18 protein-coding genes are annotated in these 18,828 nt (G+C 70.3%); 9 read left to right on the top strand and 9 right to left on the bottom strand.

Annotated features, from left to right (window positions below; translation table 11 throughout):
- Positions 1–43: 43 nt before the first annotated feature.
- From ACIRRY_RS33800 to ACIRRY_RS33835, 8 genes are all read left to right on the top strand, one after another.
- Positions 44–1,612 carry an MFS transporter gene (locus ACIRRY_RS33800; RefSeq protein WP_403980334.1) on the top strand — a complete coding sequence of 523 codons (1,569 nt, stop codon included), beginning with the start codon at positions 44–46 and terminating at the stop codon, positions 1,610–1,612.
- Between the two features lie 1,326 nt (positions 1,613–2,938).
- Positions 2,939–3,106: a hypothetical protein gene (locus tag ACIRRY_RS33805; protein WP_403980336.1), complete on the top strand. Its 168-nt coding sequence runs from the start codon at positions 2,939–2,941 to the stop codon at positions 3,104–3,106.
- A 2-nt stretch (positions 3,107–3,108) separates the two neighbouring features.
- The gene (locus ACIRRY_RS33810) at positions 3,109–4,146 is read left to right on the top strand and encodes a Crp/Fnr family transcriptional regulator (RefSeq protein ID WP_403980338.1); all 1,038 of its coding nucleotides are present in this window, start codon (positions 3,109–3,111) and stop codon (positions 4,144–4,146) included.
- Between the two features lie 59 nt (positions 4,147–4,205).
- Positions 4,206–4,691, top strand: a complete 486-nt coding sequence (locus ACIRRY_RS33815) for a hypothetical protein (RefSeq protein WP_403980340.1) — start codon at positions 4,206–4,208, stop codon at positions 4,689–4,691.
- A gap of 208 nt (positions 4,692–4,899) precedes the next feature.
- Complete coding sequence (locus ACIRRY_RS33820) at positions 4,900–5,661, top strand: DeoR/GlpR family DNA-binding transcription regulator (RefSeq protein WP_403980342.1); 762 nt, start codon at positions 4,900–4,902, stop codon at positions 5,659–5,661.
- 12 nt (positions 5,662–5,673) lie between these two features.
- Positions 5,674–6,621 (top strand): 1-phosphofructokinase, encoded by a 948-nt coding sequence (gene pfkB, locus ACIRRY_RS33825; protein ID WP_403980344.1) that lies wholly within the window; start codon positions 5,674–5,676, stop codon positions 6,619–6,621.
- Between the two features lie 160 nt (positions 6,622–6,781).
- Complete coding sequence (locus ACIRRY_RS33830) at positions 6,782–8,848, top strand: fructose-specific PTS transporter subunit EIIC (RefSeq protein ID WP_403980346.1); 2,067 nt, start codon at positions 6,782–6,784, stop codon at positions 8,846–8,848.
- Positions 8,849–8,941: 93 nt separating this feature from the next.
- Positions 8,942–9,196 carry a hypothetical protein gene (locus ACIRRY_RS33835; RefSeq protein ID WP_403980349.1) on the top strand — a complete coding sequence of 85 codons (255 nt, stop codon included), beginning with the start codon at positions 8,942–8,944 and terminating at the stop codon, positions 9,194–9,196.
- Between the two features lie 13 nt (positions 9,197–9,209).
- Here the strand turns inward: ACIRRY_RS33835 and ACIRRY_RS33840 are convergent, their stop codons facing one another.
- The 4 genes from ACIRRY_RS33840 to ACIRRY_RS33855 form a co-directional block, all read right to left on the bottom strand.
- Entirely contained in the window at positions 9,210–9,956 is a 747-nt protein-coding gene (locus ACIRRY_RS33840) for a DUF6227 family protein (protein WP_403980351.1), read from the bottom strand.
- Positions 9,957–10,113: 157 nt separating this feature from the next.
- Positions 10,114–11,340: an Ig-like domain-containing protein gene (locus tag ACIRRY_RS33845; RefSeq protein WP_403980353.1), complete on the bottom strand. Its 1,227-nt coding sequence runs from the start codon at positions 11,338–11,340 to the stop codon at positions 10,114–10,116.
- 231 nt (positions 11,341–11,571) lie between these two features.
- Positions 11,572–12,600, bottom strand: coding sequence for a P1 family peptidase (locus ACIRRY_RS33850; RefSeq protein WP_403980355.1), 1,029 nt, complete (start codon positions 12,598–12,600; stop codon positions 11,572–11,574).
- A 452-nt stretch (positions 12,601–13,052) separates the two neighbouring features.
- A complete protein-coding gene (locus tag ACIRRY_RS33855; RefSeq protein ID WP_403980357.1) occupies positions 13,053–14,285 on the bottom strand; it encodes a low temperature requirement protein A in 1,233 nt (410 codons plus the stop codon).
- A 49-nt stretch (positions 14,286–14,334) separates the two neighbouring features.
- On the opposite strand from ACIRRY_RS33855, the gene ACIRRY_RS33860 reads away from it, so the two are divergent.
- Positions 14,335–14,523 carry a hypothetical protein gene (locus ACIRRY_RS33860; RefSeq protein ID WP_403980359.1) on the top strand — a complete coding sequence of 63 codons (189 nt, stop codon included), beginning with the start codon at positions 14,335–14,337 and terminating at the stop codon, positions 14,521–14,523.
- Between the two features lie 83 nt (positions 14,524–14,606).
- Here the strand turns inward: ACIRRY_RS33860 and mscL are convergent, their stop codons facing one another.
- The 5 genes from mscL to ACIRRY_RS33885 all read right to left on the bottom strand — a co-directional run bounded on the left by mscL (position 14,607) and on the right by ACIRRY_RS33885 (position 18,622).
- On the bottom strand, positions 14,607–15,068 hold the full coding sequence (gene mscL, locus ACIRRY_RS33865) for a large conductance mechanosensitive channel protein MscL (protein WP_403980361.1): 462 nt from the start codon (positions 15,066–15,068) through the stop codon (positions 14,607–14,609).
- A gap of 159 nt (positions 15,069–15,227) precedes the next feature.
- Positions 15,228–15,806, bottom strand: a complete 579-nt coding sequence (locus ACIRRY_RS33870; RefSeq protein ID WP_403980363.1) for a hypothetical protein — start codon at positions 15,804–15,806, stop codon at positions 15,228–15,230.
- Positions 15,807–15,995: 189 nt separating this feature from the next.
- Entirely contained in the window at positions 15,996–16,829 is an 834-nt protein-coding gene (locus ACIRRY_RS33875) for an S-methyl-5'-thioadenosine phosphorylase (RefSeq protein ID WP_403980366.1), read from the bottom strand.
- A gap of 122 nt (positions 16,830–16,951) precedes the next feature.
- Entirely contained in the window at positions 16,952–17,278 is a 327-nt protein-coding gene (locus ACIRRY_RS33880; protein WP_329251519.1) for an FmdB family zinc ribbon protein, read from the bottom strand.
- Between the two features lie 69 nt (positions 17,279–17,347).
- Positions 17,348–18,622, bottom strand: coding sequence for an MFS transporter (locus ACIRRY_RS33885; RefSeq protein ID WP_403980368.1), 1,275 nt, complete (start codon positions 18,620–18,622; stop codon positions 17,348–17,350).
- Between the last annotated feature and the right edge of the window lie 206 nt (positions 18,623–18,828).

Here is an 18,828-nt window from a genome sequence, read left to right on the forward strand (position 1 = left end):
AACTAGGACACGATCTGACCTAATGAGGTCCTAGCTTCGAGACATGACCTCCACCGAAACCCTTGTGGACAGCCCGGCCCCCGCAGCACCCGAGGCTCCCACGCCCGCCGCAGGCGACCGGCGGCGCTGGCTCGCCCTCGCGATCGTGATGACGGCGGCCTTCATGGACCTCGTCGACGTGACGATCGTCAATGTCGCGATCCCCTCGATCCAGCGGGACGCGGGCGCGTCCTTCAGCCAGATCCAGTGGATAACGGCCGGCTACGCGCTCGCCTTCGCCGCCGGCCTGATCACCGGCGGGCGGCTCGGCGACATCTACGGCCGCAAGCGGCTGTTCCTCCTCGGGATCGGCGGCTTCACGCTCGCCTCCGCGCTGTGCGGCTTCGCCGCGAACCCGGAGATGCTGGTCGCCTCGCGCATCCTCCAGGGCGGGATGGCCGCGATGATGGTGCCGCAGGTGCTGTCGATCGTGCACGCGACCTTCCCCGCGCACGAACGCGGCAAGGTGTTCGGGCTGTTCGGCGCGATCGTCGGACTCGGGGCAGTCTCCGGACCACTCCTCGGCGCCCTGCTCACCGAGTGGAACCTCTTCGGCCTCGAATGGCGCCCGATCTTCCTGATCAACCTGCCCGTCGGCATCGCGGGCCTGGTCCTCGGCAGCCGCTTCATCACGGAGTCGAAGGCCGCGCGCGCCCTGAAGCTGGACCTCGTCGGCGTCGCCCTGGTCACCCTCGGCCTGCTGATGCTGCTCTACCCGCTCACCCGGGGCGACCAACTGGGCTGGCCCGCCTGGGGGTTCGTGTCGATGTCCGGCTCGATCGGGGTCTTCGCCGGACTGGTGGCGTACGAGAAGCGCAAGGCCGCGAAGGACGGTGCCCCGCTCGTCGAGCTGTCGCTGTTCGAGGTGAAGAGCTTCGCGGCCGGTATCGCCGTGCAGACCGTGTTCGGCATCGGGCTCGGCATCTTCTTCCTGGTCTGGACGCTGTACATGCAGATCGGGCTGGGCTGGAGCCCGCTGCGGGCCGGGCTGACCGGCGTACCGTTCTCGATCGCCGTCTCGGTGGCGGCCGGGATGTCCGTGCAGAAGCTGGTCCCGCGCGTCGGCGGACGCAACGTGCTCCAGGCCGGCGCGCTGGTGATGGTCGTGGGCGTGCTGCTCTACCTCTGGGAGGCCGACCGGTACCAACTGGCCATCGCCTCCTGGCAGATGGCGCTGCCGCTCGTCGTGATGGGCGCCGGCATGGGCCTGATCTTCGCCCCGCTGACCGACACGATCCTCTCCGAAGTGCCGCGCGAGCACGCGGGTTCCGCGTCCGGACTCATCAACACCGTTCAGCAGATGGGCAATGCGCTGGGGCTCGGGCTGGTGTCGGTGGTCTTCTTCGGCTCGATCGGCGACCGGCTGACCCCGGCCGAGGTCGGCCCGGCGTTCGTCAACGCCTTCCAGAACGCGCTGGGTTGGGTGGCCGCGGTGATGGGCGTCATCTTCCTGCTGATGTTCGCGCTGCCGGGGCGGGCGGCTGCGGTGGAGAAGCGGGCGGCGGCCGAGAAGTCGGCGGCCATGGAAGAGTCGGAAGCCCTGGAGAAGTCGGCTTCCCCGAGCGGGAGTTGATGCCGCCTACCCGACCCGACCCGCCCGACTCGCGAAAGCGTTCCGGTGTACGACAGCGCCCCGCCCCGAAGCAGTACGGGGGCGGGGCGCTCGACGTGAACTCCCGGACGATGGCGTACGCCGGTGCTCGCAAGGAGGCGTACGCCGGGCGGTCCGACGGCGCTCTCCAGGGCGAACGCCGCACTACGTCCCTGAATGAACGGTTCTGTGGGGAACACGCCGACTTCGGGTGTCTCGTGTACTCACCGTGTGTCCAACTCGCCTGTGCCGCAAGAAAACTGACAGTGCGTGAGTTGACGATGTGACGGGCGGGCCGGGTGCGGGTGGCGAGGGTGCCGGCGCGCCACCGGGGGCGGACCGGGGACAGTGCCCTTATCCATTCGTCGACCTTTACGATGTGCGGCGGCGAACCGTTGATTTCGGTCGGGGGTTCCGCTTACCGCCCCGGCCCACCGCATTTCCTGTCGGCTCGGATTGCCGCGCGAAAAGAAATTCCCGTGACGGGGTCCGGTTAATCGAGCGGGTCGGAGCGGCTCGCTCCGTATGTTTTGCCGGGCGCGCTTCTGATTGCCGGGGGTGTCGGTCGGGCGGGTTGGTGTTGGCCGAATCTGTTTACTCTTGATCGTTGGCAATCATTTGATAACGCTGTCATGTCCCCGTGGAGGGCGAGGATGCCTTGTTCGCGTGGGGGCAAAGAGGGCAAAAAGCGCGGCCGGTCGAGGTGTTCCGACGGCGCGTACGGGGAGGTGTGCGGTCGGTGACAAACCCCGCCCGTAGGGGTTCTGTCCGGCTGTCCACCGCTGCGGGCTTGATGTTGTCGGACGGGGAGTGACCCAAACGGCATCCGTGGTGTTTACTGGGCACCGGTCTGATCCTTGGTGGGTCCGGACCATTCCGGGAGGTCCTGGGGGTGGTTCCCCTGGGGCCTCCTGTCTTTACCGTCGGTTTGTGCGGGCGTCATATCTCGGTCACCCGAGAAGAGTCCCCCGCCTCCCTGGAAAGGGGCCCGGACAGCCGGGGCGGTCGCGATAGGCAATGAGGTGAAAGGTAATTGCTTTCCCCTTCAAAGTACCCGCGATCTTCTGTAATAAAGCCCCACGGCAAGGGGTTGTCGGCAAGATCCACATTCTTCGTGGGCGCCCTCGAAAACACGACTGGCTCTTCACTCCTGGCGAGGGGTACCGTCTTGTCTCGCATCACAGTTTCCACCCGCCGGACCTCACCAGCCTGACGGTGCCACACCTCCCGGAATCCTCCGGACCCACCACCCGGAACCCCGCTGACCAGCGGGGCTTCCACCCGTAGCCACTACGAGGAATGGACCTGATGCGTACCGTCAACGACGACGGCGTATTCCCGCTGTCGCGCCGCGGCCTCCGCGCCACTCGCGGCCCCCAGTTCGTGACACACCGTCACCACCGCGCGCATCAGGGCGCGTACGCCGGTGCACGCGCCGCCACGGCCGCCGGCGCGGTCGTCGGTACGGGGGAGTGAGCGTGCCCTCGAACTCCGACCCCAACTGGCCGGCCGGCTTCAACTGGCCCATCGACAACGACGGTTCGGCGGACGCCGACCCTTCGACCGACATCAAGGTGCCGACCGACTTCGACCGGCCGACCGACTTCGATCGGCGGGCGGGTACCGATCGGTGGGCGGACACCGACCGGCGGGCGGACACCGACCGGTCTTCCGATGTCAGCCGGTCCTCCGATGTCAGCCGGTCCTCCGACTCCGGCCGGTCCTCCGACTCCGGCCGGTCCACCGATACCAACCGGTCCTCCGGCTCCGGCCGCTCCTCCGACTCCAGTTGGTCCACCGACACCAACCGCCCGACCGACCTCCTCCAGGACCACGAGAAGAAGCCCGAGGGAAGTTTCCTGCAACGCCTGTCCGCCGAGGACTGGCGTTTTCTGCTGGCGGACGACCTGCGGGGCCGCTGCTTCGGCCCGGACGAGTACCTGCCGCTGGGCCCGGACGACCGGAACGTGTACATGATCTGGGACGGCGTCGTACGACAGGACCGCTTCCCCCTGGGCGACCGGGAGAACGCCCCCACCGTCACCCGGTTCCGGGGCGGTGGCCAACTGGTCGGCGAGGCCAAGCTCATCGCCCTCGAATCCGCGGTACGCACCAGGTGCCTGGCCAGGACCGTGGTCATCCCCTGCCGCGCGCGCCGTTTCAACGTCCTGCTGAGCAACAGGCCCAAGGCCAAGGTCGCCCTCCTGTGCAGCCTTGAGGACCGCAACCGCAACGACGAACTCGTCTACACCCTGACCACGCGGCCGCCCCTGGAGCGCACCAGCCGGCTCCTGGCGCATCTCGCCGACACCGCGGGCGTCCCCGACCCCCGGACGGGCTCCACCACCATCACCGGCCCGGGTCAGAAGGACATCGCGGCCGCCCTCCAACTCGCCGTCTCCACCACGGAGAATGCGCTGCGGACCCTGCGCTACCACGGGATCGTCGAGGCCCGCTACCGCAAGTTCCTCGTCCACGACGTCGACGCGCTGCGCCACCTCGCCGCCGGGGTCTGACCCCGCCCCGGTGCACTCTCCCCCTCCCCGCTCGCGCTCCATCCCGATCGGATCACCGAATGACGATCAGTACCTTCTTGGTGCCCACTCTCTCCGCCGGCGGGGGTTGCGTCGCCCTGCTGGCGTACCAGCACCAGAGGCAGGTCTTCGCCTGGACGCGGAGGACGCGTCGCAGGGACGAGACGAACACCGAGTACGACAAGCCCGCCGAGTGGCTCGCCGATCTCTACAAGGCCCAGTGCAGCCTCACCCGGAAGCCCTGCCTCGCCGACGAATTCGCCGAGATCTCCCAGATCGGCAACCTGATCGAGGGGATAGCCGACAACACCGAGGCCGTCCGGACCGAGCTGAGGAAGGTCGTCGAGTGCGTGAAGGGCTACGTCGCCACCGCCCTGCCCGAGCCCGACCCGACGGCCGTACGCATCACCGTCCAGGAGCACCGCGCCCAACTCGTCCAGGCCATGCGGCAGGAGACCGCCCGGGGGGAACTGGTGCGCGCCATCCTCGCCGCCGAGAAGAAGATCAAGGAGCTGCGCCGCGGCTGATCCCGCCCACCGGCGTGGCTGATCCCACCCACCACCACAACTGATCCCGTCCACCGCCCCAGCCGATCTCCTCCTCCACCACGGCCGGTTGCATCCCTCTCTGCCCGTTCATGTCCACTTGATGCCCGAACCTGTTTACTTTCTCGAAATCTGGGCGTAGCCTCCGAGCGAAACCACAAGTTCGGGCACAGGTCGGAGGCGAACGGACATGTACGCACCGGAGCGGCAGCAGGAGATCCTCCGGCTGGCCCGTGACGGCGGCCGGGTGGACGTGATCTCGCTGGCCGAGGAGTTCCAGGTCACGGCGGAGACGATCCGCCGGGATCTGAAGGCCCTCGACCGCGCGGGACTCGTCCGCCGGGTGCACGGCGGCGCCATACCCGCGGGGCGGCTCGACTTCGAGCCGGACCTCGCCGAGCGCGAGTCGACGGCGGCCGACGAGAAGGACCGGATCGCCAAGGCGGCCCTCGCCGAACTGCCCATGCAGGGCACGGTGATCCTCGACGCCGGTACGACGGTGGCCCGCCTCGCGGGCATCATCCCGCTGGAGGCCGAGCTCACCGTCGTCACCCACTCCCTGCCCATCGCGGCCCGCCTCGCGGACCACCCGGGCATGCAGCTCCACCTCGTCGGGGGGCGCGTGCGGCACCGTACCCGCGCCGCCGTGGACGCCTGGGCGCTGCGGGCGTACGGCGAGATCCGCGCGGACGTCGTGTTCGTCGCGGCCAACGGCTTCTCCGCCGGGCACGGGCTGACCACGCCCGACCTCGCCGAGGCCGCGGTGAAGCGCGCGGCGGTCGCCGCCGCCCGCCGCGTGGTGCTGCTCGCCGACTCCGCCAAGCACGGCCAGGAGCACTTCGCCCGCTTCGGCGCCCTGAGCGATGTGGACCTCCTGATCACCGACAGCGGGCTGAGCCCAGAAGACGCCACCGCCATGGAGCGCGGCGGCACGGAAGTGCTGTGTGTCTAGAAACGAGTGCGCATGATCCTCACGGTCACCCCGAACCCGTCCCTCGACCGCACCTACGAGGTCCCCTCGCTGGACCGCGGCGAGGTCATACGGGCCACCGGCGAGCGCATGGACCCGGGCGGCAAGGGCGTCAACGTCTCCCGCGCGGTCGCCGCCGCGGGCCGCCGTACGGTCGCCGTCCTGCCGCTCGGCGGTGCCCCGGGCGCGCTGGTCGCCGACCTGCTCGACGCGCAGGGCATCGAGGTCGCGCCGGTCCCGGTCGCCGGGGCCACCCGCTCGAACATCGCCCTCGCCGAGGCGGACGGCGTCCTCACGAAGATCAACGCCCCCGGCCCCGAACTGACCGCCGCCGAACAGGAGTTGCTCCTCGAGACGGTCCGCCGGCAGTCCCGTGACGCCGACTGGATCGCCTGCTGCGGCAGCCTCCCGCGCGGCCTCGCGCCGTCCTGGTACGCCGACCTGGTCGCCCGCGCGCACGCGGCCGGCGTCCGGATCGCCCTGGACACCTCAGGACCCGCGCTCATCGAGGCCCTGCGCGAACGCCCGGACGTGGTCAAGCCCAACGCCGAGGAGCTGGCCGAGGCCGTCTCCCGCCCGCTGGCCACCATCGGCGACGCGGTCAAGGCGGCCGAAGAACTGCGGGAGTTGGGCGCGGGCGCGGTCCTCGCGAGCCTCGGCGCCGACGGGCAACTGCTCGTGGACGCCTCGGGCGCCTGGTACGGCAGTGCGCGCGTCGACGTCGTACGCAGCAATGTCGGTGCGGGGGACTCCTCGCTGGCCGGCTTCCTGATCGCCGGCGGCCACGGCCCGGAGGCCCTGGCCTCGGCGGTCGCCCACGGCGCGGCGGCCGTCCAGCTCCCCGGCAGCGTGATGCCCACCCCGGCCGACCTCGACCCGGCCGCGGTGACGGTCACGGCGGACGTCCCGGTGGACCGCGTCCTGACGGAGCCGGTGTCATGAACGTTTCCACGGCGTCCGGGTCACCCCTCGAACCGGCCACCCAGCGACGGCACTTCCCCTTAACCGCCGCCCTCCCCCTCTCCCCGACCCACCGCAGTACCCCCGTCCCCACCCCCGCCCATGACACCCCCCGGGCGATACGCGTGCGAAGGAGCCCGCGATGAGCGAGATGATCACCGCGGACCTGGTCGACCTCGACCTGTCCGCCGATACCAAAGAGGCGGCGGCACGTGCCCTCGCCGAGCGCATGGTCGCCCAGGGCCGGGTCACCGACCTCGACGGCTTCCTCGCCGACGTGGCCGCCCGCGAGGCGCAGATGCCGACCGGCCTCGACGGCGGCATCGGCATCCCGCACTGCCGCAGCGCGTACGTCACCGAGCCGTCGCTCGCCTTCGGGCGCAGCGCCGAGGGTGTCGACTTCGGCGCCCCGGACGGCCCCGCCGACCTGATCTTCCTGATCGCCGCGCCCGCCGGCGCCGACGACGCCCACCTGACGATCCTCTCCGCACTGGCCCGCCAGCTCATGAACGCCGAGTTCACCTCCGCCCTGCGCGCGGTCGGCGACGCGGAGAGCGCCGCTGCCCTGATCCGCGGGGACGCACCCGAGGCCGGGTCCGAGGCCGCGGCCGGTTCCGCGGGCACCACAGACTCCGTGGCGACGTCGGCGGCGGCCTCCGCCGACGCCGCCACGGGCACCACGAGCCCGGCACCCGCGTCCGACGACGACCGTGCGTTCCGTATCGTCGCCGTCACCTCCTGCCCGACCGGTATCGCGCACACCTACATGGCGGCCGAGGCACTGGAGAACGCCGGTCGCGCGGCGGGCGTCGAACTCACCGTGGAGCCGCAGGGCTCGGCCGGTTTCACCCGGCTCGACCCGGCGGTGATCGCGGCGGCGGACGCCGTGATCTTCGCCCACGACGTACCCGTACGGGAGAAGGAACGCTTCGCCGGCAAGCCGACCGTCGACGTCGGTGTGAAGGCGGGCATCAACCGTCCCGCCGAACTGATCACCGAGGTCCGCGGCAAGGCGGAGCGCGGCGAGGTCAGCGGCGGATCCGCGCCCACGCCGGTCGAGCGCGGCGGCGAGGCGGGCGAGGGCTACGGCTCCATGCTCCGCAAGTGGCTGATGTCCGGCGTGAGTTACATGGTCCCGTTCGTCGCGGCGGGCGGTCTGCTGATCGCCCTCGGCTTCGCGATCGGCGGCTACGAGATCAAGTCCGCGCCGTCGGTCATGCAGCACTTCGTGTGGACGCAGACCGACAGCTGGGCCGCGCTGATGTTCCAGATCGGCGCCGTGGCCTTCGGCTTCCTGGTCCCGGTCCTGGCCGGCTACATCGCCTACGGCATGGCGGACCGGCCCGGTCTGGTGCCCGGTTTCGTCGGCGGCATGATCGCCTCCACCATCAACGCGGGCTTCCTCGGCGGTCTCGCCGCCGGTCTGATCGCCGGTGGTGTGGTGCTGGCGATCCAGAAGGTGAAGATCCCGGCGCCGGTGCGCGGGATCATGCCGGTGGTGGTGATCCCACTGATCTCCACGGCGATCGTCGGGTTCCTGATGTTCGTCGTGATCGGCAAACCGATCGCCTCCGCCCAGAAGGGCATGACCGACTGGCTCAACGGCCTCAGCGGCTCGAACGCCATCCTGCTGGGCGCCCTGCTCGGCCTGATGATGTGCTTCGACCTCGGCGGCCCGGTCAACAAGGTCGCGTACACCTTCGCCACGGCGGGTATCGCGGTCTCCAACCCGAGTGACTCCGCGATGAAGATCATGGCCGCGGTGATGGCGGCCGGCATGGTCCCGCCGCTGGCGATGGCCCTGGCCACGACCGTGCGCGGCAAGCTCTTCACCGAGACCGAGCGCGAGAACGGCAAGGCCGCCTGGGTCCTGGGCGCCTCCTTCATCTCCGAGGGCGCGATCCCGTTCGCGGCGGCCGACCCGCTGCGCGTCATCCCGTCCTCGATGGTGGGCGGCGCGATCACCGGCTCCCTGTCGATGGCGTTCGGCGCGACCCTGCGCGCCCCGCACGGCGGCATCTTCGTGGTCCCGCTGATCGGGCACGCGTTCTTCTACCTGATCGCCATCGCGGTCGGTATGTGCGTCACCGCGGCCCTGGTCGTCGTCCTGAAGGGCATGCGCAAGCCGGCCGCCGGCAGCACGGCGCCCGGAGCGCCGGAGGACATACCGGCCCCGACGGCGGACACGAAGCAGCCGGTCGCCGTCTAGCCACTTTTGGGCCCCCGTGAGGTGTTCACGGCAACTGCGAGATACGTCACGGTCCGGGACCACGGTCCCGGACCGTGGTGTCTACTGGAACACATGCCTGCGCACGTCTCGATCCTCCAGCTGACCGGTGTGGCCGTCCTCGCCCTGGCGACCGTCGCCTGGGTGCTCGGCCTCACCCGCATCCTGCGCCGCTCCCTCGTCGAGCCCACCGCATGGCACGCGGCCCAACCGCTCTACGGCCTCCCGAACCAGCGCGACACCGCTCCCCACCTGGAGTCCGTCGAACTGACCCCTGCGGAGCACGACGCCTTCGCGGGTCTGGTACGACAGCTCAGCGACGGGCGTTGAACCTCTCCCCGGGTCAGAAGACCCGCGCCGCCCGCCGCTCCATCGCGTCCCGGGCCGCGTCCTCGCTGTCGTACACCTCGCACATGTGACGTCCGTCGGGGGTCGCCGTGTGCTCGACCTCCCACAGGGAGACCTCCGCGCCGTCGCACAACAGGAACGCGTGCTCGTAGAGCGAGAAGCACACCGCCGTACGGCCCGCTCGGAACGGGCGGCCGAAGGCCTGCGTGATCTGGTGCGCGAACGCCGTCTCCAACAGTGCCGCCGTCTCCTCGTCCGGCCGGTCCGTGTTCTCCGCCCGGCGCAATAACCTGCGCGCGTGGTCCGCGGAGTCGTCCGACTCGTAGGTGTGCCGGGGCTCCGGGATCGGCGACAACTGCACCAGCACCGGCAGTTCGAACTCCGGGGTGTCCGGCGGCAGCGGCAGGCGCGCGGTCGCGGTGCGCAGCTCCTCCTCGTCCACGTACACCTCGTGCTGCGTCTCACGCCCCAGCACGGTGTTGTGGACGAGCTCCCACAGGGTGAGCGCGGAACCGTCGGCGAGCAACCACGTGTGCCGGTACGTCTCCCGGTGCAGGCCGGCGCTGTGGTGCGCGGAGTGCAGCGAACTGTCGTGCGCCAGCGCGCAGTCCAGACGCCCTATCGTCTCGTCCGGCAGCTCGAAGGAGTTCAGGGCACGGCCGAGGAGTCGCTCCAGGGTCTCCTGCGGAGACTCGGGCGACTCGGGTTGTTCGTACGCTGCCGTGTCGTACGGAACGCTCAAGGCTTCTCCCGGCGTTGCTGCATGTCACCTTGTGGGTGCATACCGTAGCCCCTCGGTCGGACATCATTCCTGTGAACCGAGAAAACGTATGCCCGGAAAACGCGCGGGCCGCGCGAGATGTTCCCGCGCGGCCCGAAGTTCCGTCAAAACCCGCCGGTCAGGCGGCACTTCCGGCGGTCCACTCGCTCCATCCCAGGTTCCAGCCGTTGAGCCCGTTGTCCGGGGCGACCGTCTTGTCGGGGGAGTTCTTCACGATCACGACGTCCCCGATGAGGGAGTTGTCGTAGAACCACTTGGCGTTCGTCGCGCCCTGCGCGCCCTGCACGTCCGCGAGCCCGACACAGCCGTGACTGGTGCCGGTCTGACCGAAGGGCGGATTCGCCTGGTTGTACCAGTAGTTGCCGTGGATGAACGTCCCCGACGAGGTCAGCCGCATCGCGTGCGGCACGTCCGGGATGTCGTACTCGCCGCCAAGCCCGACCGTCCGGCTGTTCATCCGCGTCTGCGTGAACTTCTCGGAGATCACCATCTGCCCGTTGTACGTGGTGTGTTCGGGGCTGCCCGAGGAGATCGGCAGCGACTTGAGGGTCTGACCGTCCCGAACGACCGTCATGGTCTGGGTGTTCACGTCGACCGTGGACACCTGCGAACGGCCGATGGTGAAGCTCACCGTCTTCTTCTGCACGCCGTAGACGCCGTTCGCGCCCTGCACACCGTCCAGGTCGATCTTCATCGTGACCTTGGAACCGGCCTTCCAGTAGTCCTGCGGCCGGAAGTCGAGCCGCTGCGCCCCGAACCAGTGCCCCACGACCTGCTGCCCGCTGCTGGACGTGACCGTGATGTGCGACTGCACGGCCTTCTGGTCGCTGATCGCCTTGTCGAACGTGAACGACACCGGCATCCCCACACCGACCGTCGTCCCGTTGTCCGGCGTGTACGTCCCGATGAAGCTGTTGCCCGAAGTGACCGTGGTGAAGATGGAGTTGGCGGCGGCGGTCTTGCCGCTCGCATCCTTCGCGGTGGCCGATATCTGGTACTTGGTCCCGCGCTCCAACTGCTCCTTCGGCTTCCAGCTCGCGCCGTCCGCGGACATCGCCCCGTCCACCGCCTGCCCCGACCCCGAGACCGTCATCTTCACGTCGGTCAGCTTGCCGTCGCTGACCCGCACGCCGGTCGCGTTGATGGACGCGTTCGTCGAACCGTCCTTCGCCGAGATGACGATCTTCGCGGTCGACGTCTTCACGGACGTCCCGCCGCCACCCTTGCTGTTGGTGTCGGTGTCCGCGCTGGCGTTCCCGCCGCACGCGCTGAGGGTGAGGGTGCCGACCACCAGGGCGGCGATGGCCCCCAGTACGCGCCGCGCTGCTATGTCCGGCGTTGTCACGGGCTGCTCCAGGTTCGAGTGGTGTGCGGAGTGCGGAAGTACGCGGCGCGCGGTGGTGACGCGTTGTGCGTGATGCTTGATCCGCTGCGATGCGTGGACAAAGAGGGTCCCCGCCCCCGCACGGGTTCCCGCCGTTCCCCACGAACGCCATCCGGTGACAGAACCGCGACAAACACCGGGACGAACCTCTGGAAACCCCGGATGCCCACCGCCACAGGACGCGTCTACCGCCTACCGCCTCCCGTACAACTCCTCGTACGACGGCCACGTCCCACCCGGCCCGTCCACCGGCTCGGCGGCACGCACCGCGCGAACGATCGCCCGGGTCACGACCTCCGCGCCGGCCGCGAGGATGTCGTTGAGGGCGAGGGGGTGTTCGGCGTCGAGCGGACGGGCCCCGGTGGCCATCGTGAACACCGTGTCCCCGTCGTTCAGCAGGTGCACCGGGCGTACGGCGCGTGCGATGCCGTCGTGCGCCGTGCCGGCCAACTTCTGTGCCTGCGCCTTCGACAGGTCCGCGTCGGTGGCGACCACCGCGAGCGTGGTGTTCAGCAGGGGAGGCGCGTTCTTCGCGGCGGTCTCGGCGAGGCGCCGGCGCGCGGCCTCGTGCACGCTCGCTTCCGGATACGTCACACGCCCCTGGAACAACTCCCCGTACAGGACGCCCGTTTCGGGATCCAGCACCGACCCCGCCGCGTTGGCCACCACGAGCGCGGCCACCGTGATCCCGGACTCCAGCACCATGCTCGCGGTCCCGATCCCGCCCTTCATCGGCCCGACCGCGGCGCCCGTGCCGGCGCCCACGCAGCCCTCGCGCACCCGCACCCCCGGCCCGCTGATCGCGGCGGCCTCGACCGCGGCCCGCCCGGTGGCCGCGTCAGGCCGGGCCCTGAAGTCGCCGCCCCGCCCCAGGTCGAAGACACAGGCCGCGGGCACCACCGGCACGACGTGCAACGGATCCACGCCGACCCGCACCCCGCGCCCCTGCTCCTCCAGCCAGGCCATCACCCCGGACGCGGCATCGAGCCCGTACGCGCTGCCGCCGGTCAGGACGATCGCCTCGGCCCGCTGCACCACGTTGCGCGGATCGAGCGCGTCGGTCTCCTTGGTACCGGGCCCACCACCGCGCACATCCACGGCGGCCACCGCCCCACCCTCCGGCGCGAGCACGACGGTGGTACCGGTGAGCCAACCGTCCCCCACCCGCGTCGCATGCCCCACCCGCACCCCGGCCACATCCGTCAACGCGTCAACTGTCATGGGGCTCAGTCTCACCCAGCGAGCTCCTGATCCGGGGATGGGCGACGCGGGGCGGGCCGGTGATGTGGGGATGTTCGGTTCGGCTTGGGCGGGTGTTTCGGTGGGGGTTGGCTGGGTGTTGAGGGTTGGCTGGGTGTGGGGTTGGCCCTGCGCGGCGGCTGTTTTGGCGGCGGGGGGCGGTTCGGCATCGGCGGCTGACCCGAGGGTGACGGTCAGCTCAGTACGCGCCGCTGGTCCGGGGATGATCGACTCAGTACCTGCCGCTGATCCGGGGGCAGTTGGGCCGCCACGCGTGGCTGATGCGATGGCGGCCGGCTCAGCGTGTGTGGCTGTTGCGTTGACGGTTCGGCCAGAGTGTTTTGCCGTTGCCGTTGCCGTTGCCGTTGCCGTTGGCGTTGGCGTTGGCGTTGGCGGGGCGGTCGGCCCAGCGCGTCCGGCCGGTCCGGTGGCGGTCAGTCCGCCGTCGCCGGTGCCACGGCCCCGCTTCCCCCGGCGGCAGCCGTCCGTGCTGTCAGTGTCACCCCGACCGCGACTGTCAGCGCCGACACCAGGCCCGCCGCGAGCACCGCCCAGTCCCCCAGGAAGGTGCAGCAGATCACCAGCAACGCGGCCACCGGAAGCACCAGTTGCTGGGTGATGCCCACCTTGTAGTGGCGGGCGTGCAGCACCCAGACGCTGAGCAGGTACAGCGCTGTCGGCAGGGTCACCGCGGCGGACGCCGCCAGCGTGGAGATGTGTGCCTTGCCCACCGCCTGTGTGACCGCCACCTCCAGGCCCGCGCCGATCGTGGCCGCGGAGGCGAAGATCAGGTAGTGGCCGTAACCCCACAGGAACGCCTGCCGGTTGGACCGAAGATGCCCGTGGATCGGCACCACGAAGTAGATCCACCACGCGGCGAACACGATCAGCAACCCGCCCGCAGCGATGGGCAACAGCTCGCCCAGCGCGTCGTGTTCGTCCACTCCCGACTGCACGGCGACCGTCGCCGCCGCGATCGTCTCGCCCAGCACGATGATCGTGAACAGCCCGTACCGTTCCGAGATGTGGTGCGGATGCCACGGCGTAGGGAAGTCCTTCTCCGCGTAGCGCGGCACGCACAGCTCGGCGATCACCATCACGAGGAACACCCAACCCCGGGCCGGTTCCGGCAGGACCACGAGGCCTGTCCAGCCGGCCATGCAGAGCAGCACGCCGCCCGCGTACCGCGATGCCATCGTCCGCTCCGGCCCGGTCGCGGCCCGCGCCGCCCGCAGCCACTGCGTGGCCATCGCCAGCCTCATGATCACGTAGCCGAGCCAGACGATCAGGTAGTCGTGGTGCTCGAAGGCTCGCGCGACCCCGGCCGCGAGGACCAGGACTCCGGCGATCTGCACCAGGGTGACGACCCGGTACAGCACGTCGTCGTTGTCGTAGGCCGAGGCGAACCACGAGAAGTTCATCCAGGCCCACCAGATCGAGAAGAACTGCATCGCGTAGTTCAGTACACCCTCGCCCGCATGCCCCTCCGCGACGGCGTGCGCCAACTGGACGCCCGCCTGCGCGATGGCCACGACGAAGCACAGGTCGAAGAACAGCTCCAGCGGCGAGGCGACCCGGTGCGGTTCGTCCCGGCCTCGGGCGGTGAGCGGGCGCAGGAGGCGGAGCGGTTGCTGGGGCCGCTGGGGTCTTTGAATCTCGGACGTCATGAGGCCAAGCACAGCAGATAACGTCGGCCGGGGGTCGTACCCTGGAGGCATGAGTACCGCCCCCGCCTCCGACCCGCGCGATCCGAAGTCCACGCTGGTCTTCGACGACCCGCTGAGCCGGCCGTCCTCGGACGACACGGACCGCGGGTGGGGCGAGCGGACCGAGGGCGACAGCGCGGCCGACAGTGCGGCCGACCTGAAGCGCTTCCTCGACGAGAAGCCGCCCCACCACATCTGAGCCGTCGACCGGGCTTGAGCCATCGACCGGGCGGCCCGAGCCGTCGGCCACGCGTGAGCCGGGGCCGGGCTCCGAGATCTCGGCTACGGCTCCCGGTGCCCCTCGCCGCGCTGCGCGACGAGCGCGTCGCGGATCTCCTTCAGGACCTCCAGCTCGGTGATCTCGATGACCTCGTGCGTGCCCTCCTTGGCCTTGCGCTGGGCCTCCGCCCGGGCCAGGTACTTCGACATCGGCAGCACCATCAGGAAGTACACGACCGCTGCGGTGATCACGAAGCTGAGGGCGGCCCCCAGGACGGAGCCCCACATCAGCTGGATGCCCTTGTCGCCCGAACAGGTGCTGCTCAGGCATGAACTGTAGGTGTCCAGGTTCTGTGTCCCGATCGCCCCGACAAGCGGGTTGATGATCCCCTTCACCACCGAGTTGACGATGTTCGTGAAGGCGGCGCCGATGACGACCGCGACTGCCAGATCGACGACGTTCCCGCGCGTCAGGAAGGCCTTGAAGCCCTGCCAGACGCTCGGTTCCTTCTTCTGCTCGCTCAACTCGGAGCCTCTTCTCGCACACGCAGGGGGTGGAACCAACAGCTCCGCAACCTACGTCAAGGATCGGCCGTCGTGTCCAATTCAGTAACTCGAACGAGGGACTTGACACGAATTCGCACAGGCGCCGGAGAGTGCGGCTCACGATGCGGAGAACACGGGTCAACACACTGTCACCGCCAACCGTGCCGTGGCGCTCGCACCGGCCAGCCGCGCCGCCGTGGAGCGCGGCACCGACAGCACCACCAACGCCCCGCCGCCGTCGGCCACTTCGAGCGGCTCGGGCACTTTCGTCACCCGCACCCCGCGCGCGACCACCCGGGCCGCACCGCCCGCCGCCGACTCCTCGGCGGCGATCACATCGACCCGGTCGCCGGCCCGCAGCAGCCGGACCGTACCGGCGTCTGCGATCCGCACCGGTGCCGACACCCACTCGACCGCCCGGCGCTGCCGTACCGGATCGGCCACCGGGTGCCCGCGAGGCCGCTCGCTGTGCCTGGCCTCCGTCGCGTCACGCGGGCCGGCCGCCAGGAGCGCGGCGGCGGTCACCGCGAGCCCGGCCGCCACGGCCCGCCTCCGGTGCCGTAGCAACCGACGCAGTTGATGGCGACCGCCGCGCACCCGCACCGGCGCGAAGTGCGGCACCTCGCACGTGGGCGGAGCGTCGGTGCCCAACGGGCGCGGAAAGGAAGGGGAGATGAGCGGAGAACCGGAAGGGGAGCTGAGAGGGGACAGGGACATGGGGACCACCACCTGCGACGAGGGATCGGTATGCGGTCCCACGATGAGGCCTCGCGCCGCCGCCTGCCGGAGCCCGTGTGCTACCCGCCGGTTGTGGACAACTCCCTCACCCGAACGGGAAGTTCCGCACCTCCGTCGGTTCTCCGCGCCCTCGCCGGCTCTCCGAATCCCCGGCCGCGGCCGGTGCCGCTACGGCAGCTCGAACCCCGGATCCATCCCGCCCAGCGCGTTCACGCACAGGCAGTCCCGTGCCCCGCTCTCCGGCAGCGCGGCCACCGCGTCGAACAGCACGCCCCGCAGCCGGTCCACGTTGGCCGCGAACACCTGCAGCACCTCGTCGTGGGAGACGCCCTCGCCGGTCTCGGCGCCCGCGTCGAGGTCGGTGACCAGGGTCAACGAGGAGTAGCAGAGCTCCAGTTCGCGGGCGAGCGCCGCCTCGGGGTGACCGGTCATGCCGACCACCGACCAGCCCTGCGCCCGGTGCCACAAGGACTCGGCGCGGGTCGAGAACCGCGGGCCCTCGATCACCACGAGCGTGCCGCCGTCCACCGCTTCCCAGTCCTGCCCCCGCGCCGCCTTCAGCGCGGCCGCCCGGCCGGTCGGGCAGTAGGGGTCGGCCAGGGACACGTGCACCACGTTCGGCACCGTGCCGTCGGGCAGCGGCAGTCCGTCGAAGTACGTGCCCGTCCGGGACTTCGTACGGTCCACGAGCTGGTCCGGCACCAGCAGCGTGCCCGGCCCGTACTCGGGGCGCAGCCCGCCCACCGCGCACGGACCGAGGACCTGGGTGACCCCGACCGAGCGCAACGCCCAGAGGTTCGCCCGGTAGTTGATGCGGTGCGGCGGCAGATGGTGGCCGCGTCCGTGCCGGGGCAGGAAGGCGACCCGCCGGCCGGCGATCTCGCCGAGGAAGAGGGAGTCGCTGGGTGGTCCGTAGGGGGTGTCCACCCGGATCTCGGTCACGTCTTCGAGGAACGAATAGAACCCGGATCCACCGATCACGCCGATCTCTGCGTTCGCCATGAGCAGCACCCTAGCCGCCGCCGAAAAGCCGCAGGAGCGGCTACGGCAACGGCTACGGGAACCGGCTCAGAAAACGCCGAGGACCCTGTCGTCGTACGACGACAGGGTCCCGCGGAAAAGTCCTACGCGGCGGAGCTGTTACTGGACGAGGAGCCGGTGCTCGACGACTTCGACTTCGAGTCCGAGGAGGACGACGAGGTCGAGGTGGTGGACGGCTTCGAGTCCGAGGACGTCGACGGCTTCGCGGTGGCCGGCGAGCTGCTCGACGAGGAGCCGCGGCTGTCGTTCCGGTAGAAGCCGGAGCCCTTGAAGACAATGCCGACCGCGGAGAACACCTTCTTCAGGCGGCCACCGCAGTTGGGGCACTCGGTCAGGGCGTCGTCGGTGAACTTCTGCACCGCCTCGAGGCCCTCGCCGCACTCGGTGCACTGGTATTGGTAGGTCGGCACTGTGTCTTCCTCCTGGCACTCTCACTCAATGAGTGCTAACGAGCGTCCATAGTGACGTATTCCCGGGGATCAGTCCACTGTCACCGGCACGCGGTGACCGACGCCACGTGCCACGGTGCGGCTGTGGGGCCGGGTCGCGAGGTGTGACCGGAGGGCCACCAGGGTCCCTAGGGCGAGCGCCGTACCGGCCATCGGCACCAGGAAACCGGCGCCGCCCCACAGGCGGTCCTCCAGTTGTCCGGCGACCGTGACGGCGGCGGCCTGGCCGAGCGCGACCGCGCCGGTCAGCCAGGTGAAGGCCTCGGTGCGGGCGCCGGCCGGGACGAGCCCCTCGACCAGCGTGTAGCCGGTGATCAGGGCGGGCGCGATGCACATGCCGACCAGAAGACCGAGGCCGGCCAGCAGCAGTACGGAGTGGGCGGTCCACAGTGCGGACGCGGTCAGCGCGAGGGCTCCGTAGCCGACGAGGAGGCGGCGCTGCGGGGCCACCTTCCAGGCGACGGCACCGCAGACGAGACCGGAGAGCATGTTGCCCGCGGCGAACGTGCCGTACAGGACGCCGTTCAGGCCGGGTTCGCCGATCGAGTCGGTGAAGGCGGCCAGGGAGACCTGCATTCCGCCGAAGACGGAACCGATGCCCAGGAAGGTCACGATCAGCACGCGCACCCCGGGGATGCCCAGCGCGGAAACGTGCTCCACGCGTGCGTGCCCGCTGACGGCCACCGTGGGCTGGGTGCTCTTCTGGGCGGCGAACAGCAGACCGCCGATCAGGGTGAGCGACGCCTCCGTGATCAGGCCGGCGGCAGGGTTCACAGCGGTGCACAGGGCGGTCGCCAGGAGCGGGCCGAAGACGAAGGTCAGCTCGTCCGTGACGGACTCGAAGGCGGCGGCGGTGCTCAGCAGCGGGGAGTCCTGGAGCTTGACGCCCCAGCGGGCGCGCACCATGGGCCCGATCTGCGGCACCGAGGCGCCGGTCGGCACGGCCGCCACGAACAGCGCCCACAGGGGCGCGTGGCCGAGTGCGAGCGCCGTGAACGTCAGGCCCGACAGGGAGTGCAGCAGGACGCCGGGGAGCAGGACGGCCCGCTGGCCGTGGCGGTCGGCCAGGCGTCCGCTGTAGGGCGCGAACAGGGCCATGGAGACGCCGGTGACGGCCGCGGCGGCGCCCGCCGCGCCGTAGGAGCCGGTGGTGTGCTGGACCAGCAGCACGATGGAGATGGTGAGCATCGCGAACGGCTGGCGTGCCGCGAAGCCGGGGAGCAGGAACGTCCAGGCGCCGCGCGTGCGCAGCAACTGCCGGTATCCAGGACGGGATCCCGGGCGGGAGGTGACCGTGGATGCCACGGCCCGTGCCTTTCTGCCACCTGGTAGCGCGCCCTGTGCGGGGGGCGCCGAGCACTGTCCTCTTGCGCGGAACTGCGGTAGATACCGGTGCCCGCTGGAGAGGGATTCGGCCGCCATACGGTCGCGCCAGCACTGCGTCAGGCAGAGTTGGTTCGATCAGAATGTGCCTTCATCGTACAGGCGATCAGACCCGGTGGGCCTGTGAA

Source organism: Streptomyces sp. NPDC101776 (genome assembly GCF_044766845.1).
GTDB lineage: Bacteria > Actinomycetota > Actinomycetes > Streptomycetales > Streptomycetaceae > Streptomyces.